We start from the raw sequence: 22,780 nt of genomic DNA, 5'->3' as shown, positions 1-22,780 counted from the left end.
CTCGCCGGGGCTCCGGTCGCACCGGGGTCCGGCCAGCGTCGGCCCGCAAGGGCCGCACCCGGGCCCGGCAACTCCCGCCCCGCCGGAGTCCGCAGCCCGGGCCGGCCAATTCAGCCTCGCCGGGGGTCCGGCCGACTCCGGCCCGTCGGGGTTCGCAGTCCGGGCCGGCAAATTCAGCCTCGCCGGCGTTTGAGGCGCGGGGTGCGGGGCGGAGCCCCGAGAGCCCGGCGCAGCCGGGGCCGCTTGCGCAACGGCGCCGCACCGCCCCAACCCGGTCGGACGGCCACCGAAGCAGACCGGCTGCGCCGGGCCCTCGGGGCTCTGCCCCGGCCCCGCGCCTCAATCGCCGGCGGGGCTGGATCGGGCCGGTGGGGCCTAGTTGGGCTGCACGGCACGGCTGGGCGGGGCCGGAGGTGGCCTCCCCGCAGGGGTCGGCCGGTGGGGCTGGGCCCCCGGCTGGGGTCGGGCGGCTGCGCCGGGCCTGCAGGGCTCTGCCCCGGCCCCGCGCCTCAATCGCCGGCGTGGCTGGGTTGGGCCGGTGGGGCTGGATCGGGCCGGCGAGGCTGGATCGGGCCGGCACGGCTGGGGTGGGCCGGTGGGGGGTTAGGGGGTGTCGAGGGTCGGGTCCGTGGCGTGTTCGCCGCGGGAGGCGGCGTGGAGGGAGCGGGCGAGGTCCCGGACGGGGGCGTCGCGCAGGACCAGGCCCGACGCGCCCGCCGACAGCGCGGCGTCCCGCAGCCCCGGTCGGGCGGAGCCCACCGCCAGCAGGACCGCGCACTCCGGGGCTTCCTCCCGTACCTCCCGGATCCCCTCCACCGACTCCACCAGCGCCACCGCCGGCCGGCCCATCGCCGAGGCCACCACCTCGATGTCGCGCTCCAGACCCAGCCGCACCGCCAGAGCCGGGTTCGCGGGCCACAGCAGCACCCGCAGGGGCCGGCCGGTTTCGTCCATACCGCCAGGGTAGGGTCCCCGCTCCCCGCGTCCCCGGAAACCATGCCGTACGCAGATCATCTGACGTCGGGTCAGCAGTCTTCACAACTGGTGGGGGTTGCGTTATACATGGCCCCACCGGCCGCCTAGAACGCGTTCTACCCGTGGCGGCCCCGCAGACGACCTCGGTGCGGCCGACGGTGCGGACGACCGCGCCGAGGTCTTCCACTCACGGAGCACTCACGCAGCAAGGAGCAGCATCCGAATGCCGATCGATGCCGCCAAGGCCCTCGCCGCCGAACCCCGCCGGGGGCACCTCGCCTGGGACCACAAGGACATCCAGCTCTACCACCTCGGCGTCGGTGCGGGCCGGCCCGCCACCGACCCCGACGAGCTGCGCTACACCCTGGAGTCCAAGCTCCACGTACTGCCCAGCTTCGCGACCGTCGCCGGCGCCGGCATGGCCATGATGGGCGGCCTCGCCGCCCCCGGGATCGACGTCAACCTCGCCCACGTCCTGCACGGCGGCCAGTCCATCGAGCTCCACCGGCCCATCCCCGTCAAGGGCAGCGCCACCTCCTGCGCCAAGGTCGCCGCGCTCTACGACAAGGGCAAGGCGGCCGTGATCGTGCTGCGCACCGAGGTCGAGGACGCCGACGGGCCCCTGTGGACCTCCGACGCGCAGATCTTCGTACGCGGTGAAGGCGGCTTCGGCGGTGAGCGCGGGCCCTCCGCCCGGGAGGAGGCGCCCGAGCGGGCGCCCGACCGTACCGTCGAACGCGAGATCCGCGAGGACCAGGCGCTCCTGTACCGGCTCTCCGGCGACTGGAACCCGCTGCACGCCGACCCGGAGTTCGCCAAGCTCGCCGGCTTCGACCGGCCGATCCTGCACGGACTGTGCTCGTACGGGATGACCCTCAAGGCCGTCGTCGACACCGCCCTGGCGGGGGACGTGTCCCGGGTCCGCGCCTACCGCACGCGCTTCGCCGGGATCGTCTTCCCCGGCGAGACGCTGCGCATCCGGATGTGGGAGGAGCCCGGCCGGGTGCGGGTGGCGGTGAGCGCAGTGGACCGGGACGACGCCCCGGTCCTCGCCGACACCGTCGTGGAACACGCCTGACCCCCTGACCCCCGCCGACGAACGAACCGAAGGAGCCGCACCGTGCGCGCAGCGCTGCAGAGCGAGATCGGCCAGGACAAGCTGGAGGTCGTCGAGGACATGGAGGCCGTGGGCTTCGGCCCCGGCAAGGTCAAGATCCGCATCAAGGCCACGGGCCTGTGCCACTCCGACCTGTCCGCGATGAGCGGCGTACTGCCGCAGCCCGCCCCGTTCATCCCCGGCCACGAGGGCTCGGGCGACGTCGTCGACGTCGGCGACGGGGTGACCACCCACAAGATCGGCGACCGGGTCCTCGTCTGCTGGCTGCCGCCGTGCGGACACTGCCCGGCCTGCAAGCGCGGCCAGGGCCACCTGTGCCTGGAGTCCTTCGGGAACGTCGCCACGCCCAACTTCCGCCGCGCGGGAAGCGACGTCTTCGGCTTCGCCGGCACCGGCACCTTCGCCGAGGAGATGGTGGTGCCCGCCGCGTGCGCCGTGCCGATACCCGACGACCTGCCCTACGACATCGCCGCCCTGATCGGCTGCGGCGTGACCACCGGGCTCGGTGCGGCGATCAACACCGCGAAGGTGGAGGCGGGTTCCTCGGTCGCGGTCATCGGCTGCGGCGGCGTCGGCATCTCCGTCATCCAGGGCGCCAAGGTGCAGGGCGCGGCGCAGGTCGTCGCCGTCGACCCGGTCGCTTCCCGACGGGAGGCGGCACTGCGGTTCGGGGCGACGGAGGCGGTCGCGCCGGACGCCTTCGGCGACGCCAAGAACCGGATCACGGCCGGGGAGGGCTTCGACTACGTCTTCGAGGTGGTCGGCAAGTCCGCCACGACGCGGACCGCGTACGAGATGACCCGGCGCGGCGGCTCCGTCGTGGTCGTCGGCGCGGGGGCGCTGGACGACAACTACTCGATCAACATGTTCTCGCTGTTCTTCGACGAGAAGAAGATCCTGCCCTCGATGTACGGGGGCGGTGACGTGCTCCGCTCCTACGAGCGCACCATCGCGCTGTGGCGGGCCGGCCGGGTGGACCTGGCGAGCCTGATCACGCACCGGGTGCGGCTCGGGGAGATCAACGACGCCCTCGACCAGATGCGTACGGGCGTGGCCCTGCGCACCTGCATCGAACTCTGAGCCCGACGAGAGGAATGCGGTAGATGTCACTGCCACATGAGCGGCCGCTTGAGGGGCTCAGCGCCATCGTCACGGGCGCGGGCCGCGGACTCGGCCGGGCCGAGGCGATCGAGCTGGCGCGGCTGGGTGCGAGCGTGGTCGTCAACGACTTCGGGCAGCCCGGCCGCGACGGTTCCGGGGAGGCGTCGGCGGCCCCGGCGCAGGAGGTGGCCGACGAGATCCGGGCCGCAGGCGGACAGGCGGTGGCCCACCTCGGTGACGTGGCCGACTTCGCGCAGGCGCGCGAGCTGGTCGAACTGGCGGTCACCCGCTTCGGCAAGCTCGACATCCTGGTCAACAACGCGGGCATCCTGCGCGACCGGATGGTCTTCTCCATGTCGGAGGAGGAATGGGACTCGGTGATACGGGTCCACCTCAAGGGCCACTTCAACACCACCCACTTCGCCTCCGCACACTGGCGGGAGCGGTCCAAGGCGGCCGGCGGCCCGGTCTACGGCCGGATCGTCAACACCTCCTCCGAGGCCTTCCTCGGCGGCAGCGCCGGCCAGCCGAACTACGCGGCGGCCAAGGGCGGCATCGTGGGCCTGACCACCTCGACCGCCCTGGCCCTGGCCAAGTACGGGGTCACCGCCAACGCGATCTGCCCGCGCGCCCGCACCCGGATGACCGAGGACGTGTTCGCCGGCTTCCAGGAACCGGAGGAGGGCAGGCTGGACGCCCTCGCCCCCGAGCACGTCTCCCCGCTGGTCGGCTACCTGGCCTCACCGGCCGCCGCGAAGGCCAACGGGCAGCTGTTCGTCGTGCACGGCGGGATCGTGGTCGTGATGGAACGCCCCAAGGTCGCCGCGAAGTTCGACACCTCGAAGGAGGCGTTCACCTTCGAGGAGCTCGACGGGCTCCTCACCCCCCACTACGACTCCCGGCCGCCGAACGAGACCTTCGCGGCGGCGGAGGTCCTGGGCCTCAAGCACGACTAGGCCGTCTCCTCCGGATCCGGAAGAGACGACCTGGCCGAGGTCGACGCCTCAGCTCAGCGGCGCCTGCTGGAGCGGGACCGGGCGGGGGGTCACGGGCGTCGTGATCCGGACCGGCGGCGTGGGCACCGGCTGGGCCAGGGTGACGACCGCGCACGGCACCTCCGGCGTGGCGCAGGGGAGGCGCAGGACCCCCTGCGGGGTCCACAGCCCGGCACCCAGCCAGCCCATCGGGGCGGAGATCCGGAAGACCTGCCGGTCGGCCGGGCGCCACAGCGCGATGCCCTCGGGCACCCGCAGCGCTACCCCGCAGCTCTCCGGCATCAGCGCCTGCCCCGGCTGCACCGCGAACGGCACCGCGTCCGCCGCCCGCAGGCACTCCGGGAAGCGGACCGGGCGCTCGCTGCCCAGCACCCCCCAGCCCAGGCGCGGTTCACCCGGCGCGTCGGAGCGGATCAGCAGCAGCCCGCTGTCCGGCTCGGCCAGCAGCAGCCGGTCGTCGCTGTGCTCGGTGATCTGCAGCAGCGGGGTCACCTCCCCGCCCCGGGCCAGGTCCACCACCACCGACTTGGTGCGGCCCTCCAGCTCCCGGTCCAGCGCAAGCAGCCGGCCCGCCCGGTCCAGCCAGACGCCGCCCGAGCAGCGGCCCCGGAGGACCGCCGCCCGCCGGGGCCCGCCGGGGACCCCGGCGACCTGCCAGAGCACCGTCTCCTCGGCGGCCACCGCCAGGGCGAAGGCCCCGTGCCCGTCCGGGGACGGCGGCAGCAGGAAGACCCGTACGTCCTGCGAGGCCGGGACGATCGCGCCGAGCGGCAGTTCCCCGGTCCGCGACCCGGCCCCGGCACCGCCCGTCGGGTACAGCAGCGCGAAGGCGTGCCGGTCCGCGACCCGGCGGTGGATCAGGACCCGCCCGTCGGCCAGCGGCAGCACCTCGCTGTCCGCCTCCTCCGGCTGCGCGAGCGGCAGCGGCACCGCGTACGGCTCGGGCCCGGCGAGCGTCCAGCGCTCCGGGTACCGCGCCTGCCCCTCCCCGGCCAGCCGCGCGGCGTACGCCCCGTCCGCCGCGATCGTGAACGCGGCAGCCGTCGTCATTTCGATGGCACAGACAGTCATCCGTGCGTCACCTCCGGTGAGGAAGCTAGTTTTCGCACTTCCAGACGGACAGCACCACCTCACCCGCTTCACACATACGGGTGGCCGCCCGGCGATTCGGATGTGGCGCGGGGGGTCGCTGTGCTGCGCGGTGCCCGGGCTCCCCCGGCGCCGCCACCAGGGCCCGCCACGGACGGTAGCCTTGGCCCGTGCCCCGTCTCCGCGAAGTCATCGCCACCCTCGACGCTCTCTGGCCCCCCGCGCGGGCCGAGCAGTGGGACGCCGTCGGAACCGTCTGCGGTGACCCCGACGCCGAGATCACCCGGGTCCTGTTCGCGGTCGACCCCGTACAGGAGATCGTCGACGAAGCCGTGCGGCTCGGCGCCGACCTCGTGGTCACCCACCACCCCCTCTACCTGCGCGGCACCACCACCGTCGAGGCGGGCACCTTCAAGGGCCGCGTCGTGCACACGCTGATCAAGAACGACATCGCGCTGCACGTCGCCCACACCAACGCCGACACCGCCGACCCCGGAGTCTCCGACGCCCTCGCCGGCGCCCTGGACCTGCGCGTCACCGGCCCCCTCGTGCCCGACCCGACCGACCCCGCAGGCCGCCGCGGCCTCGGCCGGATTTGCGAACTCGACCACCCCGAAACCCTGCGCGCCTTCGCCGCCCGCGCCGCCGCCCGCCTGCCGCACACCGCGCAGGGCATCCGCGCCGCCGGAGACCCGGACGCGCTGATCCGCACCGTCGCCGTCAGCGGCGGGTCCGGGGACAGCCTGTTCGCGCAGGTCCGAGCCGCCGGCGTGGACGCCTTCCTCACCGCCGACCTGCGTCACCACCCCGCGTCCGAGGCCCGCGAGCAGAGCCCGCTCGTGCTCGTCGACGCCGCCCACTGGGCCACCGAGTGGCCCTGGTGCGAGCAGGCCGCAGCGCAGCTCGACGCGATCTCCGAGCGCCACGGCTGGGGTCTTCGCACCCACGTCTCGCGCACGGTCACCGACCCGTGGACGGCGCACGCGCCGTCCGTCACCTCCCCTACCAACCCTGGAGCCCCCAACTGAACGCCGAGCCCGCCGACCAGATCCGACTTCTCGACGTCCAGGCCCTGGACGTCCGGCTGTCTCAGCTCGCCCACAAGCGCAAGTCGCTGCCCGAGCACGCCGAGGTCGACTCCCTGACCAAGGACCTCACCCAGCAGCGGGACCTGCTCGTCGCCGCGCAGACGCAGGCCAGCGACGCCGCCCGGGAGCAGACCAAGGCCGAGCAGGACGTCGACCAGGTCCGCCAGCGCGCGGCCCGCGACCAGGCGCGACTGGACTCCGGCGCGGGCATCTCCGCCCGGGACCTGGCGAACCTGCAGAGCGAGGTCGTCTCCCTCGCCAAGCGTCAGGGCGACCTGGAGGACGTGGTCCTGGAGGTCATGGAGCGCCTGGAGGCCGCGCAGGCGCGCGTCACCGAGCTGACCGAGCGGGTCTCCGGCCTGGAGGCCAAGCTCGCCGACGCCACCGCGCGCCGCGACGCCGCCACCGCCGAGATCGACGCCGAGGCCGCGGGGATCACCAAGGACCGCGAGGTCATCGTCGCCTCGATGCCCGAGGCGCTGATGGCGCTGTACGAGAAGATCCGCGTCAAGCAGGGCGGTGTGGGCGCGGCGCGCCTGTACCAGCGCCGCTGCGAGGGCTGCCGCCTGGAGCTCGACATGGCCGAGGTCAACGAGATCAAGGCCGCCGCCCGCGACCAGGTCGTACGTCACGACAACTGCGGCCGCATCCTGGTCCGTACGGCGGACTCGGGGATCTGATGCCGAGGCTTGTCCGGTTCGTCGTGGAGGCGGACGGGGGGTCCCGGGGCAACCCAGGGCCCGCCGGCTACGGCGCGGTCGTCCTCGATCCGGCCACGGGCGAGACGCTGGCCGAGCGCGCCGAGTACATCGGCGTCGCGACGAACAACGTGGCCGAGTACAAGGGGCTGATCGCCGGGCTGAAGGCCGCCCGCGAGCTGGCCCCCGACGCGCTGGTCCTCGTACGCATGGACTCCAAGCTCGTCGTCGAGCAGATGTCGGGCCGCTGGAAGATCAAGCACCCGGACATGAAGCCGCTGGCCACCGAGGCGGCGGCGATCCTGCCGCGCGCGCAGGTCACCTACGAGTGGATCCCGCGCGAGCGCAACAAGCACGCGGACCGGCTCGCCAACGAGGCCATGGACGCGGGCAAGCAGGGCCGGCAGTGGGAGCCGTCGGCCTCCTCCGCCGCCCTGGACACCTCCGCGGCGCGCGCCCTGGCGACCCCGCCGCCCTCGGGCCCTCCCGGCGACGCCACGGCCGGGGCGGCCGCGGTCCGCGCGGCCCTCGCCGCCTCCTGCGTTACGTCGGCTACGTCGGCACCCGCCGCGGGGGCCGAGCAGGCGGCGGACACCCTGTTCGCGGAGCCCGGCCCCGCGACGGCGGCCCCGGCGCCTGGATGGGGTCCCGACCTGGGTACCCCCGCCACCTTCGTGCTGCTGCGCCACGGCGAGACGGCGCTGACCCCGCAGAAGCGCTTCTCCGGCAGCGGCGGCACCGACCCCGGGCTGTCCGAGGCCGGCCGCCGCCAGGCCGACGCGGTGGCCGGGGCGCTGGCCGCTCGGGGCACCGTGGAGGCCGTCGTCAGCTCCCCGCTGCGCCGCTGCCGGGAGACCGCGCAGGCCGTCGCGGACCGGCTCGGACTGCCGGTCGCCGTCGAAGAGGGCCTGCGCGAAACGGACTTCGGCGCGTGGGAGGGCCTGACCTTCGCCGAGGTGGGGGAGCGCTTCCCGGACGACCTCAAGGCGTGGCTGGACTCCCCGAAGGCGGCCCCCTCGGGCGGCGGCGAGAGCTTCACCGCCGTCACCCGCCGGGTCTCCGCCGCCCGCGACCGCCTGCTGAACGCGTACGCGGGCCGCACGGTGCTGCTGGTCACGCACGTGACCCCGATCAAGACGCTGGTCCGCCTCGCGCTCGGCGCGCCCCCGGAGTCCCTGTTCAAGATGGAGCTGTCGGCCGCCTCCCTGTCGGCGGTGGCCTACTACGCCGACGGCAACGCCTCGGTCCGCCTCCTGAACGACACCTCGCACCTGCGCTAGCGCCCACGCACCGGAGCCCCCGCCACGGTGTGGCGGGGGCTCCGGTCTGTGTACGGAGGGACAGACGAGCCGGCCTGTACGCCGGGTTCTGTCGCCCGGAGACCTCGCGGTCGCCGGGGAGACGGCCATCCATCTAGGACCGGCGTTGCCGCCGGCCTCGTGCGGTCTACCCGCGGACTCGGGCGGGCAGCCCTCGATCGTCCGCGCAGGGCCGTCCGAGAACGGCCCCTCTTGACCTTGCTCCGGGTGGGGTTTACCTAGCCGCCTGAGTCACCTCAGGCGCTGGTGGTCTCTTACACCACCGTTTCACCCTTACCGGGGACCGAAGCCCCCGGCGGTCTGTTTTCTGTGGCACTGTCCCGCGGGTCACCCCGGGTGGGCGTTACCCACCACCCTGCCCTGTGGAGCCCGGACGTTCCTCGGCGGGATCCAAGGACCCCGACGCGGCCGCCCGGCCGACTCGTCTGTCGTGCCGACCATGCTACCGGCTGCACCGTCACGGCTTGACCTTGCCGCAGCGGCAGGGTTTCTACTGGGCGCCATGCGGATCGGAGAGATCGCCGCCTTGGCGGGAGTCACGACCAGGGCGGTACGCCACTACCACCACATCGGCCTGCTCCCGGAACCGGCGCGGCTGGCCAACCAGTACCGGGCGTACACGGTGCGGGACGCCGTCCGGCTGGCCCGCGTACGCAGGCTGACCGAGCTCGGTCTGAGCCTGGACGAGGTGCGGGACGTCCTCGCCGACGACGCGGGGCGCGAACTCGCCGAGATCCTGGCGGAGCTGGACGCCGACCTGGCCCGGCAACAGGCCGAACTGGCCGAACGCCGGCGGCGGCTCGCGGAACTGTCCGACGGGGACGTCCCGCCCGCGCTCGCCGGGCTGCTCGCCGGAGCGTCGCCGACGGCCTCGCCCAGCGCCGCGCTCGACCGGGATCAGCTGATGCTGCTCGACGCGACCGGCGCAGGGAGCCGGCAGCTGTACGCCGCGCTGGCCCCACTGGCCGCCGACCCGGCCGTACTCGCCCTGTACGAGAGGCTGGACGCGCTCGCCGACGCCGCGACCGACGACCCCCGTATCCCGGCGCTCGCCGACGCACTGGTGGCGGCCGTCCCCGACGAGGCGTTCGCGGCGCTCCCGCCCGCCACGGGTCCGGACCTGCCCGGCTTCAAGGAGGCCCTGCTCGCCGAGTACGCCCCCGCACAGGCGGAAGTCGTACGCCGGGTCATGGACGCCTTCGCGGAACGGGTCCGGGGGTGAAGGGCGTACGGGTCGCGCGGCGGCTGGCGGGCAACGAGCTGCGGGCCGCCGCCTCGCTCGGGCGGTGGGCGCTGCGCAGACCGCCGCAGGGGGTCGGCGAGGGCGATGTCGCCGCCGGGTACACCGGACCGCAGACGGCGATGATGTGGGGGCTGCTGTTCGTGGCCCTGGTCGAGACGGTCGCGCTGGAACTCCTCATCCCCTGGCCCGTCGTGGCCGCGGTGATGCTGGTCCTCGACGTGTACGGCGTCCTGGCGGTGCTCGCCCTGCACGCGGCCTGCGTACAGCGGCCGCACGTCGTCCGCGCCGACGGGTCGCTGCGGATCCGCTACGGGGTCCTGTTCGGCCTCACCGTCCCGCCGGACGCGGTGGCCTCCGTCCGGGTGGAGCGCCGCTACCCCCAGGGGCGGCTCGTCACGGTGTCCGAGGACGGGGTGCTCGACCTGGCCGTCGGCGGCCAGACGACGGTGACCCTGGAGCTGGCCCGGCCGCTGGACTTCGTCCGGCCGCTCGGCGCCCGCGCGCGGGCCCGTACGGTCCGCTTCCACGCCGACGACCCCCGCGCGGTGGTCGCCGCGCTGCGGGGCGGGACAGCGGCGGCGCCTACGGGGCCGGGGTGAAGAGGATCTTGGATGTGCCCGGGTCGGCTCGGGTGAGGCGGACGCGGATGCGTTCGCCGAGGGGGAGTGCCGTCGTCGGGGACTCGATGCGGCCGACGACCGCCGGGTCCTCCAGGTGGACGGTGCCGGTCTGCGGATCGTGTTCCTTCACGTCGATGACCGTCGCCTCGAAGGTCTCGCCGACCCGGTCCTTGAGCAGGGCCGCCTCGACCAGGTCCACGTACTCCCGCTCCGCGGTGTTCGCCAGGCGGGTGCCCTCCGCCATCTCGTGCGGCAGCGCCGGGAGCGCGGCGACCGCCCACTGAGGCGGCTCGGCTCCGGCGGACGCCGCCACGCACAGCTCGCCCGCGTACCGGTCGACCAGCCGGCGCAGCGGTGCGGTGCAGTGCGCGTACGGGGCCGCCACCGCGGCGTGCAGCAGCGGGACGGGGGCCTCGCCCGGGGTGAAGGCCGTGTACCCGGCGCCGCGCAGCAAGGTCGTGCACTCCTGGAGGAAGGCGGCATGCGCGGGCAGGCGCGGGTCGAGGGAGCGGACGAGCTCCGCGTACGGGACGTGGTGCGGCCATTCGATCCGCAAGGCCTTCGCCGCACGCCGCAGCCGGCCGACCGCGCCGTCGGGGGCCGTGGGCAGGGTGCGCAGGATCCCGGTGCCGGCGGCGAGCATCATGTCGGCGGCGGCCATGCCCGTCATCAGGGAGATCTGGGCGTTCCAGCCGTCCGCCGGGAGCGGCACCCGGTAGGAGAGGGCGTACGAGCCGGCCTGCTCCACGACCTCCTGCTCGGGCACGTTCAGCGAGATGCCGCCGCGCTCCACCTCCAGCGCCTCGCGGAGCGTCCCGACGACCTTGAGCAGCGCGAGGGCCTCGTCCGCCGTGCCGGAGTCGATGGCCTTCTGGACGGTGGCGTAGTCGAGTTTCGCCCGGCTGCGCACCAGGGCCCGGCGTACCTCCGCACTCTCCACCCGGCCGTCGGAGTCCAGGTCGAGCCGCCACACGAGTGCGGGGCGGGGCTGGTCGGGCAGCAGGCTGGCCGCGCCCTCCGAGAGCACGGCCGGGTGCAGCGGGACCTTCCCGTCGGGGAAGTAGAGGGTGGTGACCCGGCGGTGGGCTTCGGCGTCGAGGGCGCCGCCGGGGGTGACGAAGGCGGCGACGTCGGCGATCGCGTAGTGCACGCGGTAGCCGCCGGTGGGACGTTTCGCCAGGTGCATGGCCTGGTCGAGGTCGACGGAGTCGGGCGGGTCGACGGTGAAGAAGGGGATGCCGGTCACGTCGGTCGACGGGAGGCGGGGGTGCGCGGCGGCCTGCTCGGCCTCGGCGAGTACGGCGGCGGGGAACTGCGCCGGCACGGCCAGCCCCGTCCGCAGTTCGCGCAGCGCGGCCCGCAGCGCGGCCCCGTCCGCGCCGGTCATGTGCAGGTGACGGCGTGGCATGGACCGAGCCTATGGGGGGCGGGCCCGGACTGCCCGTCGAATCCCGGCGGGTGGACGCGTCGGGCCGTCCGCGCCGCGCCGTTTACGCTGGGCGCCGGGGGCCGCACCCCCTGCGCCGTGTCGTACCGAAGGAGAACCACCGTGCTCGTGCTGCTGCCGCCCTCCGAGGGAAAGGCCGCCGGGGGTTCCGGCGCACCGCTGGACCTGGAGTCGCTGTCGCTGCCCGGGCTGGCCGGGGCGCGGGCGGCGGTGCTGGACGAGCTGGTCGAACTGTGCGCGGCCGACGAGACGAAGGCGCGCGAGGTGCTGGGCCTGAGCGAGGGCCTGCGGGGCGAGGTCGCCAAGAACGCGGAGCTGCGGTCGGCCGTCGCACGGCCCGCCGGGGAGATCTACACCGGGGTGCTGTACGACGCCCTCGGCCTGGCCGGCCTTCCGCAGGCGGCGCGGGTTCTGGCCGAGCGGTCGCTGCTGGTGTTCTCCGGGCTGTGGGGCGCGGTGCGGATGACGGACCGGATCCCCTCCTACCGGTGCTCTATGGGAGTCAAGCTGCCCGGGCTCGGAGCGCTGGGGGCGTACTGGCGGGCGCCGATGGCGGAGGTCATGCCGGAGGTGGCGGGGGAGGGCCTCGTACTGGACCTGCGCTCTTCCGCGTACGCGTCGGCCTGGAAGCCGAAGGGGGAGGTCGCGGGGCGGACGGCGACCGTGCGGGTGCTGCACTCCCAGATGGTCGACGGGGTGGAGAAGCGGTCGGTGGTGAGCCACTTCAACAAGGCGACCAAGGGCCGGCTGGTACGGGACCTGCTGCTGGCGGGCGCGCTTCCGGGCAGCCCCGCGGAGCTGGTGGAGGCGCTGCGGGAGCTGGGGTACGCGGTGGAGGCGCAGGAGCCGGGCAAGCCGGCGAAGCCGTGGTCGCTGGACGTGGTGGTGACGCAGATCCACTGAGCCGGGACGGGACCGGGGGCCGCTGCTACCAGAGGCGGTCGACCGGCCCCGGGTACAACGGGATCCGCGCGGCCGTGAACACCGCGCGGGTGGCCGCCGGGTCCGGGGTGAAGAACGCCGCCAGGACGGACTTGTCGAAGCCCGGCCGGTCGCTCGGCAGCGGATCGGCCCGGGTGCCGCCGAGGAGGACCGTGCCGGGGAGGCGTTCGAAGCCGGCCGCCTCGTAGAACGGGGTCAGCTCGCGATCGCAGCTGAACAGCGCCACGTCCACCTCGGGGTCGGCGGCCAGCAGCTCGCGGGCCGCCGTCACCAGGCGGCCGCCGAGGCCCCGCCCGCGCAGCTCCGGCCGGGTCACCACAGCGCTGAGCCCGGCCGCGCGGTACGTGGCGCCCGCGAGCCGGATCTCCTTGCGCAGCAACGTCAGGCAGGCGCCCACCACCCCGGCCCGCTGCCCGGCCACCACCCCGGCCGGCTGCTTCGCCGCCTCGTCGGCCACCGGCCCGGCCCCGCCCCCGGCCCGGGCCCGCTGCCCGCCCCCGGCCCGGGCCCGCTGCCCGGCCCCGGCCCGGGCCCGCTGCCCGGCTGCCTCGCCGGCCCGCTGCCCGGCCACCACCCCGGCCCGCTGCCCGGCCCCGGCCCCGGCCCGCAGCCCGGCTGCCTCGCCGGCCCGCTGCCCGGCCCCGGCCCGGGCCCGCTGCCCGGCCGCGGCCCCGGCCCGCAGCCCGGCTGCCTCGCCGGCCCGCTGTCCGGCCGTGTCCTGAGCCCGCCGGCCGGCCCGCTGCCCGGCCGCGGCCGCGGCCCCGGCCTCGGTTGCGTGCCCGCGCCCGTCCCACAGCACCACGGTGCGCGGGGTCAGTGCCGGGTCGTGGCCCGGCCGGGCCCCGGGCCAGGCCGCCGCCTCCAGCGCCTCGACCTGCGCGGCGACCCCGGCCGGGAGCACCTCGTACACGCCGATCACCCGGCCGCGCCCGTCACGCGATGGCCACCGCGGTGCCGCCCACCCGCACCCGGGCGTCCCCCGGCCGCAGCTCCACCGTCAGGACCCCCGGCCGGCCCATGTCCTCGCCCTGGCGCAGCGTCAGCGTCGCCCCGTCCGGGACCAGGCCGAGCTCGCGGGCGTACGCCCCGAAGGCGGCGGCCGCCGCCCCCGTGGCGGCGTCCTCGACGACGCCGCCGACCGGGAACGGGTCCCGTACGTGGAACAGCTCCGGGCCCTCGCGGTACACCAGCTGGACCGTGGTGAGGTCCAGGCGGCGCATCAGCGCCTCCAGCCGGGCGAAGTCGTAGTCCAGGCGGGCCAGGCGGTCCCGGGTCGCGGCGCCGAGCACGAGGTGGCGGGCCCCGGCGTAGGCGATGCGCGGCGGGAAGGCCGGGTCGAGGTCGCCGGCCGGCCAGTCCAGCGCGGCCAGCGCCTCCGCGAGGTCCTCGGGGGACACGGCCACGGAGTGCGGCTCGACGCTGGTGAGCACCGCCCGCAGGCCTCCGTCGGCCTCGGTCACCGAGACCGGTACGGTGCCCGCCGCAGTCGCGAAGACGAGTTCGCCCGGACCGATGCGCTCGCCCAGCGCGACGGCGGTGGCCACGGTGGCGTGGCCGCAGAAGGAGACCTCCGCCTTCGGGCTGAAGAACCGCAGCGTGAAGCCCCGCCCAGGCTCGGCGCCGAGGTCCTGGGGAGGGGGAGTCAGGAACGCGGTCTCGCTGTAGCCCAGCTCCGCCGCGATGTCGAGCATCCGCCCGTCGTCCAGCCCGCTCGCGTCGAGCACGACGCCGGCGGGGTTGCCGCCCTCGGGGTCGGCGGAGAAGGCGGTGTAGCGCAGTACCGGGGTCTGTCCCGTCGTATCGGTCATGATCAGCTCAACTCCCGGGCCACCGGCCGTCATTCCCGTCCGCTCAGCCCCGCCCGATGTACGGCATGGCCGTCGCCATCACCGTCGCGAACTGGACGTTCGCCTCCAGCGGCAGCTCCGCCATGTGCACCACCGTGCGCGCCACGTCGGCCGCGTCCATCACCGGCTCCACGGCCAGCTGCCCGTTGGCCTGGAGGATGCCGCTCTGCATGCGCTCCGTCATCTCGGTCGCCGCGTTGCCGATGTCGATCTGCCCGCACGCGATCCGGTACGGGCGCCCGTCCAGCGACAGCGACTTCGTCAGCCCCGTCATGGCGTGCTTGGTCGCGGTGTAGGCGATGGAGTTCGGGCGGGGCACGTGCGCCGAGATGGAGCCGTTGTTGATGATCCGGCCGCCCTGGGGGTCCTGCGCCTTCATCTGCCGGAACGCGGCCTGCGCGCACAGGAAGGATCCGGTCAGGTTGACGTCCACGACCTGGCGCCAGGCCTCGTACGTGATGTCCTCCAGCGGGACCCCGCCGGGGCCGAAGGTGCCGGCGTTGTTGAAGAGCAGGTCGAGCCGCCCGTACCGCTCCCGGACGGCCCCGAAGAGGGCGTCCACCTCGTGCGGATCGCTCACGTCCGCCGGTACGCACAGCATGTCGGCGCCGTCCCCGGCCGCCTCGGCGGTGTCCGCCAGGGGCTGCGGGCGGCGGCCGGCCACCGCCACCGACCAGCCCGCGGCCGCCAGGGCGAGGGCGACGGAGCGGCCGATGCCGGAGCCGGCCCCGGTCACCACAGCGATCTTCTTCCCAGGTGCGTTCATGGGGCCGCAGAGTACGTCACAGCGGACATTCGCCCCGGGGCGTTCCGACAGCTGAGAGCATGGGTCGGTCACGGGTGCGAAAAGCAGCGGCCGGGACACGCCGGGCTACCGAGAGCTACGACGAGACACGAAGAGCTACGACCAGAGTGGAGTTCCGCATGCCGGAGAGAGCCCCCGGGACGGCCCGCGACCGGAGTCCGTCGTCCGCCCTCCCGAACCCCTCTCCGGCGGCGCGCCGAACGGGCCTGCTCGTCACCTTCATACTGGGCGGGCTGACCGCCCTGCCCCCGCTGTCCATGGACATGTACCTGCCGGCGCTGCCGCAGGTCACCTCCGCCCTGCACAGCCCCGCCGCCACGGTCCAGCTGACCCTGACCTCCTGCCTCGCCGGCATGGCACTGGGCCAGCTCGTCATCGGCCCGATGAGCGACAAGTGGGGACGCCGCAGGCCCCTGCTGACCGGCATGATCGTCTACGTGCTGGCCACCGCCGTCTGCGCGCTCGCCCCCACGACCGGACTGCTCGTCGGCTTCCGGCTGGTCCAGGGCCTGGCCGGCGCGGCGGCGATCGTCATCGCCCGCGCCGTCGTGCGCGACCTGTACGACGGCGTCGAGATGGCCAGGTTCTTCTCCACGCTGATGCTGATCTCCGGCGCCGCCCCGATCATCGCCCCGCTCATCGGAGGCCAGGTGCTGCGCCTCGCCGACTGGCGCGGGGTCTTCGTCGTCCTCACCGGCGTCGGCGCGGCACTGACCCTGGTGGTGTGGCGGGCGCTCGGCGAGACGCTGCCGCCCGAGCGGCGCCACACCGGGGGCGTGGGCGCCGCCCTGCGCACGATGCGCGGGCTGCTCGGCGACCGCGTCTTCGCCGGGTACACCCTGGCCGGCGGCTTCGCGTTCGCGGTGCTCTTCTCGTACATCTCCGCCTCGCCGTTCGTGGTCCAGGAGATCTACGGGGCTTCGCCGCAGCAGTTCAGCCTGCTGTTCGGCCTGAACTCGGTGGGCCTGATAACGGTCGGTCAGATCAACGGCAAGCTGCTGGTGGGCCGGGTCAGCCTGGACAAGGTCCTGGCCTGCGGGCTCGCCGTCGTCACCGTGGACGCGGTCGCGCTGCTGCTGATGGCGGGCGGCGCGTTCGGCGAGGTGGGGCTGGCGCCGATGGCGGCCGGGCTGTTCGTGCTGATGTCGGCGATGGGCGTGCTGATGCCGAACACCAACGCGCAGGCGCTGATGCGTACGCCGCACGCCGCCGGCTCGGCGTCCGCGCTGCTCGGCACGTCCTCCTTCCTGGTCGGGGCCGTCGCCTCGCCACTGGTCGGCATCGCGGGGGAGGACACCGCGGTGCCCATGGCGCTCGTCCAGCTCGTCTGCGCGCTGCTGTCGGCGGCCTGCTTCCTGGGTCTGTGCCGCCCGTGGCAGAGCCGGGAGCCGAAGGCGGCCGCCGGGGAGTAGGCGGCGCGCGCCGGGGGCCGCCGGTCGCGGCCGGGGCCAGCTCGGGCCGGCCGCCGGGGCGGGGGCCGCGCCGGGCGCCGTAAACTTCCCAGGTGAACGCCTCCGCCGCCCTTCCCGCTTCCGGTCCCACCACCGCCGAGACCCTGCGCTCCGCGCTCGGCGGGCTGCTCGACGGGCTCCCGCCGAAGCAGGCCTCGGCCGCCGTCGAACGGCTGATCGCCAACTACCGCGGAACGATCCCCACCGACGCGCCCGTGCTGCGCGACCGCTCGGACGTGGCGGCGTACGCGGCGTACCGGATGCCGGCCACCTTCGAAGCCGTGCGCTCCGCCCTGGACGCCCTGGCGGAGGCCGCGCCCCAGTGGTCACCGGGCTCGCACGTCGACGTGGGCGGCGGCACCGGCGCCGCGACCTGGGCGGCGGACGCCACCTGGGACGGGCCGCGCTCCACGACGGTGCTCGACTGGGCGGAGCCGGCGCTGGCCCTGGGCCGGGAACTGGCCGCCCGCTCCTCCTCGCCCGTGCTGCGCGCGGCGGAGTGGCGCCGGGCCGTCATCGGCTCCGGGATCACGATCCCCGAGGCCGACCTGGTGACCGTGTCGTACGTGCTCGGCGAACTCACCGCGCAGGCCCGCCGGGCGGTCGTCGCCGAGGCGGCGCGCGCCGGCCGGGCGGTGGTGCTGATCGAGCCGGGCACCCCCGAGGGCTACCTGCGCATCCGCGAGGCCCGCGAGCAGCTGATCGAGGCCGGGATGACGGTGGCCGCCCCCTGCCCGCACGACGGGACCTGCCCGATCGAGGTCGGCCAGGACTGGTGCCACTTCTCGGCGCGGGTCAGCCGTTCCTCGCTGCACCGGCAGGTCAAGGGCGGCTCCCTGCCGTACGAGGACGAGAAGTTCAGCTACGTGGCCGCGACGCGTTTCCCCGTGGAGCCGGCCGCCTCCCGGATCACGCGCAAGCCGCAGATCCGGAAGGGGCTGGTCCTGCTCGATCTGTGCGGTCCGCCGCAGGACGGCCTGACCCGGGCCACCGTGACCAAGCGCCACGGTGACCTCTACAAGGCGGCGCGGGACGCCGACTGGGGGCAGGAGTGGCCGCCCGCCCCCGAGTCGCCCTGACCTGCCCGGGTCAGACCCGCCTCTGTCAGACCTGCCCGGGTCGGGCCTGCCCGGGTCAGGGCGCCGTCACGGCCGCAGCTCCTGCGTGCAGCACTTGATGCTGCCGCCGCCCTTGAGCAGCTCCCCCAGGTCCATCGGGATCGGCTCGAAGCCCCGGTCGCGCAGGGGTTTGAGCAGGCCCGCCGCGGCTTGGGGCAGCAGGACGTGCAGGCCGTCGGAGACGGAGTTCAGGCCGAAGGCCGCCGCGTCCTCGTCGTCCACGATCAGGGCGTCGGGGAACAGCCGCCGCAGGACGGCCTGGCTGCCGGGCGAGAAGGCCGGCGGGTGGTACATGATCTCGTCGCCGTCCAGGACGCACAGGGCCGTGTCCAGGTGGTAGAAGCGCGGGTCCACCAGGTCGAGGCCGATGACGGGGCGGCCGAAGAACTCCTGCGCCTCGTCGTGCGAGAGCGGACTGGAGCGGTAGCCCCGGCCCGCCAGGATGTAGGTGGCGGTGACGGCGAAGTCGCCCTCGCCCTCGTTGATGTGGGACGGCTCGTGGATGTCCCGGAAGCCGTGGGCACGGAACCACTCCAGGTGGATCTCCGCCTCGGCGGAGCGTTCCGCGTAGGCGAACCGGGCCCCGAGCACGCGGCCGTCGATGACCAGGGCGCCGTTGGCCGCGTAGACCATGTCGGGCAGCGCGGGGTCCGGGACCAGGGTCTCGACGGTGTGGCCGAGGGAGCGGTAGCGGTCCCTCAGGTCTTCCCACTGGGCTTGTGCGAGGGGCAGGTCCACCGGTTTCGCGGGGTCCATCCACGGGTTGATGGAGTACGTGACCTTGAAGTGCGCGGGTGGGCACATCAGGTAGCGCCGGGGTGTGGCGTCTCTGCGCAAAGAAGGCTCCTCACGACTGACTCGCGGTGCGTGTGCTGTGCGTGTGCAGGGAATCGTCTCTCCTCCACGTGGACCGCGCAGTGAACTGATTGGGTGGTTTATCGGAATGACCGGAACCGGAAGACGGTCCGTCTCGCGTTGGTACGTTGAGGGCATGAGCAGGACTCCCCACGCGAAGACCCCCGAGGCCGCGCCCGCCGAGGCCAAGGCGCCCGATCCCGCCCGCCGCAGCGACCGGTCCCGGCGGGCCATCCTGGACGCCGCCCTCGCCCTCGTCGGAGAGGTCGGCTACAACAAGCTGACCATCGAGGCGATCGCCGCCCGCGCGGGGGTCGGCAAGCAGACCATCTACCGCTGGTGGCCCTCCAAGGCCGCCGTGCTGCTCGACGCCTCCCTGGCGCTGGCCGGGGACGCCGCGACCGCGGACGGCAGGGCCGCGCTGCCGGACACCGGGGACCTGGCCGCCGACTTGAAGCAGGTGCTGCGGGCCACGGTCGACGAGTTCAACGACCCCGCGTACGACGCCCCCCTGCGCGCCCTGACCGCCGCCGGTGCGACCGACCCGGAGCTGGGGGCGCGCTTCACCGAGCGGCTGCTGGCCCCCCAGCTCGCCCTGTACGAGGACCGGTTGCGCAGCGCGCGGGCGGCGGGGGACCTGGCGGGGGGAGCGGATCTGCGGCTGATGACGGAGATGCTGCTCGGCCCGCTGACGTACCGCTGGCTGCTGCGGACCGCTCCCTTGACGCACGCGTTCGCGGACGCGCTGGTGGACGCCGTGCTGGGCACCGCGTAACCACCGGGGGCCGGGCCGCGGAGTCCCGCGTGACCGAGAACATATGGCCGAATTCTGCGGTTATGGGCGGGCCGGGTGCGGGGGTGCGGTCACCCGGCACCCCGGAGGGTGGGACCATGGGAAGGTCCGCCGGGGGCAACGGTGAGGTGAGGGGATAGATGGGGTCTGAGTCCGGCCGCGTCAAACGCGGCGAGCAGAGCAGGATTTCCCAGTGGCTGCGCCGCCGCTCGAAACCGGCTCCCGAAGACCCGGTCGGGCAGCGCGAGGCCCTCCTCCTGGCCGTCGCCGCCGCCGGCCTCCCGATCGCCCCCGCCGCCCACCCGGCCGGCTACCGGTGTTCGTGCGACCGCGTCGGCTGTCCGACGCCCGCGCGGCACCCCGTCTCGTTCGCCTGGCAGACCCAGGCGACCACCGACCGCGCGCAGGTCGAACGATGGGCGCGCAACCACCCCCAGGCCAACTTCATCACCGCGACCGGCATGGTCCACGACGTCCTGGACGTCCCGCTGGAAGCCGGACGCGACGCCCTGACCCGGCTGCTGGCGGCCGGTGTGGAGGTCGGCCCGGTGGCCGAGTCCGGCGGTACGGGCGACCAGGCCCGCATGCTGTTCTTCACGGCGACCCGGGGGACGCCGGAGGACGAGGACGAATGGTGGCCCTGCGAGCTGGACTGCCACCCCGAGACCATGGACGAACACCCCGGCCTGCGCTGGCACTGCCGCGGCAGCTACGTCCTCGTACCGCCGGCCGCCCTCCCGGGCGAGCAGGGCGTCGCCTGGCTGCGCGGCGTGGAACACCCGCTGCCGGACCCGCTGACGCTGCTGGAAACCCTGACCGACGCCTGCGCCCAGTACGCGGGGACCTCCGATCAGACCCCCGCCGCCGTGGCCTGGCCGCTGGGCCGCTGAGGCCGGCCGGGCTGCTGACACCGGCCGGGCCGCTGGGCCGCCCCTGGGCCGCGTGGCCGCTGACACCGGCCTGGTTGGGCCCCGTGGCCGCTGACACCGGCCTGGTCGCTGGGCCGGGTGGCCGCTGACGCCGCAAACGGCGACGGGCCGGACGACTGCTGTCGTCCGGCCCGCACTCTTTCCCGCTCGTTCGGCCCTGGGCCCTAGCCCCGCGCCTGCACCGGACGCCGGTCCGCGGGCTCACCCTGCCCGCCCCGGCCCTTGACCGCCGACGGCGCCAGGAACAGGGTCAGCACCGCCAGCAGGTACACCACCCACACCACCAGCTGGACCACGGTCGGGTCCGGCTGGAAGTTGAACGTCCCCTTGAGCAGGGTCCCGTACCAGCTGTCCGGCGGGATCGTCGCGCTGATGTCGAACGCCTTGGTCAGGATGCCGGGCAGGAACCCGGCCTCCTGGAGGTCGTGGATCCCGTACGCCAGCACGCCCGCCGCGACCACGACCAGCATGCCGCCGGTCCAGGTGAAGAACTTGGCGAGGTTGATGCGCAGGGCCCCCCGGTAGAACAGCCAGCCCAGCAGCACCGAGGTGCCGATGCCCAGCAGCACACCGGCCAGCGGGCCCGCGCCGTCACCGGCCGCCTTCACCGAGCGCCACACGAACAGCGACGTCTCCAGGCCCTCGCGGCCCACGGCGAGGAACGCCGTCGTCACCAGCGCGCCGGTGCCCATGGCGAGCGCCGAGTCCAGCTTCTCGTGCAGTTCCGCCTTCAAGTGGCGCGCGGTGCGCTTCATCCAGAAGACCATCCAGGTCACCAGACCCACCGCGACGACCGACAGGGACCCGCCGATCGCCTCCTGCGCCTCGAAGGTCAGCTGCTCCGTGCCGAATTCGAGCGCCGCGCCGAACCCGAGGCTGAGGGCGGCGGCGAGGCCGACGCCCAGCCACAGCGGCCCCAGCTTGTCCTTGTGGCCGGTCTTCACCAGGTAGGCGATGAGGATGCAGACGACGAGGCTGGCCTCCAGCCCCTCGCGCAGGCCGATCAGGTAATTGCTGAACACGTGGTTCCTCCTACGCTCTACGGGTCTACGCGAACAGCGTCCGGCCCCACCAGTCGTCCTTGTCGCGGACGCCCGGCGGGACGGCGAAGACGGCCGAACCCACGTGCTGGATGTATTCGTTGAGCGCGTCGTTCTTCGACAGGTTGCGCTGGACCGGGATGAAGCCCTTGCGGACGTCCCGCTGGTAGGCGAGGAAGAACAGGCCCGCCTCCAGGCGGCCCAGCCCGTCCGTGCCGTCCGTGAAGGAGTAGCCGCGGCGCAGGATCCTCGCCCCGTTGTTGCTGTCCGGGTGGGCGAGGCGGACGTGCGCCCCCGGCTTCATGGCCTTGAGGAAGGGCTCGTCGCGCTCCTTGGACTTGCCGACGGGAGCGCCCTCGCCCTTGTCGCGGCCGAAGACGTCCTCCTGCTCCTGCAGGGAGGTGCGGTCCCAGGTCTCGATGTGCATCCGGATGCGGCGGGCGACCAGGTACGAGCCCCCGGCCATCCACGCGCTGCCGTCGGACGCGGCCGCCCAGACGTGCTCGTCGAGCGCCGCCCGGTCGGTGCCCGAGATGTTCCGGGTGCCGTCCTTGAAGCCCATCATGTTGCGCGGGGTCTGCGCGTCCGGGGTGGTGGACGAGGTCTTGCCGAAGCCGAGCTGCGACCAGCGGACCGCGGTCTTGCCGAAGCCGATCCGGGCCAGCTGGCGGATGGCGTGCACAGCGACCTGCGGGTCGTCCGCGCAGGCCTGGACGCACAGGTCGCCGCCGGAGCGGGCCGGGTCCAGGTTGTCGCCGGGGAACTGCTCCAGGTCCACCAGGGCCTCGGGGCGCTTGTCCTCCAGCCCGAAGCGGTCCTTGGCGAACAGGCCCGGGCCGAAACCGATCGTCAGGGTGAGCCGGGACGCCTTGAGGCCCAGCGCCTCACCCGTGTCGTCCGGCGGGGCCTCCGGGAGGCCGCCGTAGCCGCCCTCGCCGACGGGGTGCCCGGCCGTCATCAGCCGGGCCGCCTCGGTCCAGTCCTTGAGGAGCTTGATCAGCTCCTCGCGGTCCTTCGTCTTCACGTCGAAGGCCGCGAAGTGCAGGCGGTCCTGGACGGCGCTCGCGATGCCGGCCTGGTGCTCGCCGTGGAACGGCACCGCAGCCCCGGCCGAAGCCGCCGGCACCACGTCCGGGGTGCCGCCGAACGCCGCGACCGCACCGCCGGCCGCGGCGGCGCCGAGCGCCAGCCCCGCCCCGCCCCAGCCGAGGACGGCACGCCGCGAGGGCGCGGTCGCGCCCTGCGGGGCGTCTTCGCGCCCTTCCACCGTCACCGACTCCGAGTCAGTCATCCCGGTCCTCCCGCCTG

Annotated in this window: 22 protein-coding genes and 1 other RNA gene; 13 read left to right on the top strand and 10 right to left on the bottom strand. The window is 74.4% G+C overall.

Features of this window, described 5'->3' with window-relative positions:
- Window positions 1-603: 603 nt before the first annotated feature.
- Complete coding sequence (locus tag ACIA6C_RS02330; RefSeq protein ID WP_399272318.1) at window positions 604-954, bottom strand: DNA-binding response regulator; 351 nt, start codon at window positions 952-954, stop codon at window positions 604-606.
- A 244-nt stretch (window positions 955-1,198) separates the two neighbouring features.
- Between ACIA6C_RS02330 and ACIA6C_RS02325 the strand changes: the two genes are divergently transcribed.
- From ACIA6C_RS02325 to ACIA6C_RS02315, 3 genes are read left to right on the top strand one after another with little or no spacing between them, the layout of a single operon-like run.
- Window positions 1,199-2,053, top strand: coding sequence for a MaoC/PaaZ C-terminal domain-containing protein (locus ACIA6C_RS02325; protein WP_361136379.1), 855 nt, complete (start codon window positions 1,199-1,201; stop codon window positions 2,051-2,053).
- 42 nt (window positions 2,054-2,095) lie between these two features.
- Window positions 2,096-3,172 carry an alcohol dehydrogenase catalytic domain-containing protein gene (locus ACIA6C_RS02320; protein WP_361136377.1) on the top strand — a complete coding sequence of 359 codons (1,077 nt, stop codon included), beginning with the start codon at window positions 2,096-2,098 and terminating at the stop codon, window positions 3,170-3,172.
- Between the two features lie 23 nt (window positions 3,173-3,195).
- Window positions 3,196-4,149, top strand: a complete 954-nt coding sequence (locus ACIA6C_RS02315; RefSeq protein ID WP_399272315.1) for a 3-oxoacyl-ACP reductase — start codon at window positions 3,196-3,198, stop codon at window positions 4,147-4,149.
- Between the two features lie 48 nt (window positions 4,150-4,197).
- Here the strand turns inward: ACIA6C_RS02315 and ACIA6C_RS02310 are convergent, their stop codons facing one another.
- Window positions 4,198-5,259, bottom strand: a complete 1,062-nt coding sequence (locus ACIA6C_RS02310; protein WP_399272313.1) for a hypothetical protein — start codon at window positions 5,257-5,259, stop codon at window positions 4,198-4,200.
- A gap of 188 nt (window positions 5,260-5,447) precedes the next feature.
- On the opposite strand from ACIA6C_RS02310, the gene ACIA6C_RS02305 reads away from it, so the two are divergent.
- From ACIA6C_RS02305 to ACIA6C_RS02295, 3 genes are read left to right on the top strand one after another with little or no spacing between them, the layout of a single operon-like run.
- Window positions 5,448-6,305 carry a Nif3-like dinuclear metal center hexameric protein gene (locus tag ACIA6C_RS02305; RefSeq protein ID WP_399272311.1) on the top strand — a complete coding sequence of 286 codons (858 nt, stop codon included), beginning with the start codon at window positions 5,448-5,450 and terminating at the stop codon, window positions 6,303-6,305.
- Window positions 6,302-7,045, top strand: a complete 744-nt coding sequence (locus ACIA6C_RS02300; protein WP_361136640.1) for a C4-type zinc ribbon domain-containing protein — start codon at window positions 6,302-6,304, stop codon at window positions 7,043-7,045. The genes ACIA6C_RS02305 and ACIA6C_RS02300 overlap by 4 nt, the downstream gene beginning before the upstream one ends.
- Window positions 7,045-8,343, top strand: coding sequence for a bifunctional RNase H/acid phosphatase (locus ACIA6C_RS02295; protein WP_399272309.1), 1,299 nt, complete (start codon window positions 7,045-7,047; stop codon window positions 8,341-8,343). The genes ACIA6C_RS02300 and ACIA6C_RS02295 overlap by 1 nt, the downstream gene beginning before the upstream one ends.
- 61 nt (window positions 8,344-8,404) lie before the next feature.
- On the opposite strand, the gene rnpB is transcribed toward ACIA6C_RS02295, so the two are convergent.
- An RNA gene (rnpB, locus tag ACIA6C_RS02290) (RNase P RNA component class A) lies at window positions 8,405-8,806 on the bottom strand.
- Window positions 8,807-8,884: 78 nt separating this feature from the next.
- Here rnpB and ACIA6C_RS02285 point away from each other — a divergent pair.
- Both ACIA6C_RS02285 and ACIA6C_RS02280 read left to right on the top strand, forming a co-directional pair.
- On the top strand, window positions 8,885-9,604 hold the full coding sequence (locus ACIA6C_RS02285; RefSeq protein ID WP_399272307.1) for a MerR family transcriptional regulator: 720 nt from the start codon (window positions 8,885-8,887) through the stop codon (window positions 9,602-9,604).
- The gene (locus ACIA6C_RS02280; RefSeq protein WP_399272305.1) at window positions 9,601-10,224 is read left to right on the top strand and encodes a hypothetical protein; all 624 of its coding nucleotides are present in this window, start codon (window positions 9,601-9,603) and stop codon (window positions 10,222-10,224) included. The genes ACIA6C_RS02285 and ACIA6C_RS02280 overlap by 4 nt, the downstream gene beginning before the upstream one ends.
- On the opposite strand, the gene ACIA6C_RS02275 is transcribed toward ACIA6C_RS02280, so the two are convergent.
- Window positions 10,208-11,653 (bottom strand): RNB domain-containing ribonuclease, encoded by a 1,446-nt coding sequence (locus ACIA6C_RS02275; RefSeq protein ID WP_399272303.1) that lies wholly within the window; start codon window positions 11,651-11,653, stop codon window positions 10,208-10,210. The genes ACIA6C_RS02280 and ACIA6C_RS02275 overlap by 17 nt on opposite strands.
- Before the next feature lie 141 nt (window positions 11,654-11,794).
- On the opposite strand from ACIA6C_RS02275, the gene yaaA reads away from it, so the two are divergent.
- A complete protein-coding gene (yaaA, locus tag ACIA6C_RS02270) occupies window positions 11,795-12,595 on the top strand; it encodes a peroxide stress protein YaaA (RefSeq protein ID WP_399272301.1) in 801 nt (266 codons plus the stop codon).
- A 25-nt stretch (window positions 12,596-12,620) separates the two neighbouring features.
- On the opposite strand, the gene ACIA6C_RS02265 is transcribed toward yaaA, so the two are convergent.
- Genes ACIA6C_RS02265 through ACIA6C_RS02255 form a run of 3 tightly spaced genes read right to left on the bottom strand, consistent with a single transcriptional unit; the run spans window position 12,621 to window position 15,247 of the window.
- The gene (locus tag ACIA6C_RS02265) at window positions 12,621-13,544 is read right to left on the bottom strand and encodes a GNAT family N-acetyltransferase (RefSeq protein ID WP_399272299.1); all 924 of its coding nucleotides are present in this window, start codon (window positions 13,542-13,544) and stop codon (window positions 12,621-12,623) included.
- Window positions 13,545-13,566: 22 nt separating this feature from the next.
- Window positions 13,567-14,442: a PhzF family phenazine biosynthesis protein gene (locus tag ACIA6C_RS02260; protein ID WP_399272297.1), complete on the bottom strand. Its 876-nt coding sequence runs from the start codon at window positions 14,440-14,442 to the stop codon at window positions 13,567-13,569.
- A 43-nt stretch (window positions 14,443-14,485) separates the two neighbouring features.
- Entirely contained in the window at window positions 14,486-15,247 is a 762-nt protein-coding gene (locus ACIA6C_RS02255) for an SDR family oxidoreductase (RefSeq protein ID WP_366080646.1), read from the bottom strand.
- A gap of 158 nt (window positions 15,248-15,405) precedes the next feature.
- Between ACIA6C_RS02255 and ACIA6C_RS02250 the strand changes: the two genes are divergently transcribed.
- Together ACIA6C_RS02250 and ACIA6C_RS02245 are read left to right on the top strand one after the other, a co-directional pair.
- Entirely contained in the window at window positions 15,406-16,698 is a 1,293-nt protein-coding gene (locus ACIA6C_RS02250; protein WP_399272295.1) for a multidrug effflux MFS transporter, read from the top strand.
- Window positions 16,699-16,790: 92 nt separating this feature from the next.
- Window positions 16,791-17,816: a small ribosomal subunit Rsm22 family protein gene (locus ACIA6C_RS02245; RefSeq protein WP_361136353.1), complete on the top strand. Its 1,026-nt coding sequence runs from the start codon at window positions 16,791-16,793 to the stop codon at window positions 17,814-17,816.
- A gap of 66 nt (window positions 17,817-17,882) precedes the next feature.
- On the opposite strand, the gene ddaH is transcribed toward ACIA6C_RS02245, so the two are convergent.
- Entirely contained in the window at window positions 17,883-18,746 is an 864-nt protein-coding gene (gene ddaH, locus ACIA6C_RS02240; RefSeq protein WP_399274430.1) for a dimethylargininase, read from the bottom strand.
- Between the two features lie 100 nt (window positions 18,747-18,846).
- On the opposite strand from ddaH, the gene ACIA6C_RS02235 reads away from it, so the two are divergent.
- Together ACIA6C_RS02235 and ACIA6C_RS02230 are read left to right on the top strand one after the other, a co-directional pair.
- Window positions 18,847-19,485, top strand: a complete 639-nt coding sequence (locus ACIA6C_RS02235) for a TetR/AcrR family transcriptional regulator (RefSeq protein ID WP_399272293.1) — start codon at window positions 18,847-18,849, stop codon at window positions 19,483-19,485.
- A 158-nt stretch (window positions 19,486-19,643) separates the two neighbouring features.
- The gene (locus ACIA6C_RS02230; RefSeq protein ID WP_366080641.1) at window positions 19,644-20,393 is read left to right on the top strand and encodes a bifunctional DNA primase/polymerase; all 750 of its coding nucleotides are present in this window, start codon (window positions 19,644-19,646) and stop codon (window positions 20,391-20,393) included.
- A 203-nt stretch (window positions 20,394-20,596) separates the two neighbouring features.
- Here ACIA6C_RS02230 and efeU read toward each other — a convergent pair whose 3' ends face one another.
- A complete protein-coding gene (gene efeU, locus ACIA6C_RS02225) occupies window positions 20,597-21,454 on the bottom strand; it encodes an iron uptake transporter permease EfeU (protein WP_399272290.1) in 858 nt (285 codons plus the stop codon).
- Window positions 21,455-21,479: 25 nt separating this feature from the next.
- The gene (gene efeB / locus ACIA6C_RS02220; protein ID WP_399272289.1) at window positions 21,480-22,763 is read right to left on the bottom strand and encodes an iron uptake transporter deferrochelatase/peroxidase subunit; all 1,284 of its coding nucleotides are present in this window, start codon (window positions 22,761-22,763) and stop codon (window positions 21,480-21,482) included.
- Between the last annotated feature and the right edge of the window lie 17 nt (window positions 22,764-22,780).

The sequence above is a fragment of the Streptomyces sp. NPDC051578 genome, assembly GCF_044454045.1.
GTDB lineage: Bacteria > Actinomycetota > Actinomycetes > Streptomycetales > Streptomycetaceae > Streptomyces.
This window is presented reverse-complemented; position numbering and strand designations above follow the sequence as displayed.

Coding starts and splice junctions, on each gene's coding strand:
- ACIA6C_RS02285 (WP_399272307.1), top strand. CDS start 8,885: ATGCGGATCGGAGAGATCGCCGCCTTGGCGGGAGTCACGACCAGGGCG.
- ACIA6C_RS02255 (WP_366080646.1), bottom strand. CDS start 15,247: ATGAACGCACCTGGGAAGAAGATCGCTGTGGTGACCGGGGCCGGCTCC.
- ACIA6C_RS02260 (WP_399272297.1), bottom strand. CDS start 14,442: ATGACCGATACGACGGGACAGACCCCGGTACTGCGCTACACCGCCTTC.
- ACIA6C_RS02325 (WP_361136379.1), top strand. CDS start 1,199: ATGCCGATCGATGCCGCCAAGGCCCTCGCCGCCGAACCCCGCCGGGGG.
- ACIA6C_RS02235 (WP_399272293.1), top strand. CDS start 18,847: ATGAGCAGGACTCCCCACGCGAAGACCCCCGAGGCCGCGCCCGCCGAG.
- efeB (WP_399272289.1), bottom strand. CDS start 22,763: ATGACTGACTCGGAGTCGGTGACGGTGGAAGGGCGCGAAGACGCCCCG.
- ACIA6C_RS02250 (WP_399272295.1), top strand. CDS start 15,406: ATGCCGGAGAGAGCCCCCGGGACGGCCCGCGACCGGAGTCCGTCGTCC.
- ACIA6C_RS02310 (WP_399272313.1), bottom strand. CDS start 5,259: ATGACTGTCTGTGCCATCGAAATGACGACGGCTGCCGCGTTCACGATC.
- ACIA6C_RS02330 (WP_399272318.1), bottom strand. CDS start 954: ATGGACGAAACCGGCCGGCCCCTGCGGGTGCTGCTGTGGCCCGCGAAC.
- ACIA6C_RS02230 (WP_366080641.1), top strand. CDS start 19,644: ATGGGGTCTGAGTCCGGCCGCGTCAAACGCGGCGAGCAGAGCAGGATT.
- ACIA6C_RS02275 (WP_399272303.1), bottom strand. CDS start 11,653: ATGCCACGCCGTCACCTGCACATGACCGGCGCGGACGGGGCCGCGCTG.
- ACIA6C_RS02295 (WP_399272309.1), top strand. CDS start 7,045: ATGCCGAGGCTTGTCCGGTTCGTCGTGGAGGCGGACGGGGGGTCCCGG.
- ACIA6C_RS02315 (WP_399272315.1), top strand. CDS start 3,196: ATGTCACTGCCACATGAGCGGCCGCTTGAGGGGCTCAGCGCCATCGTC.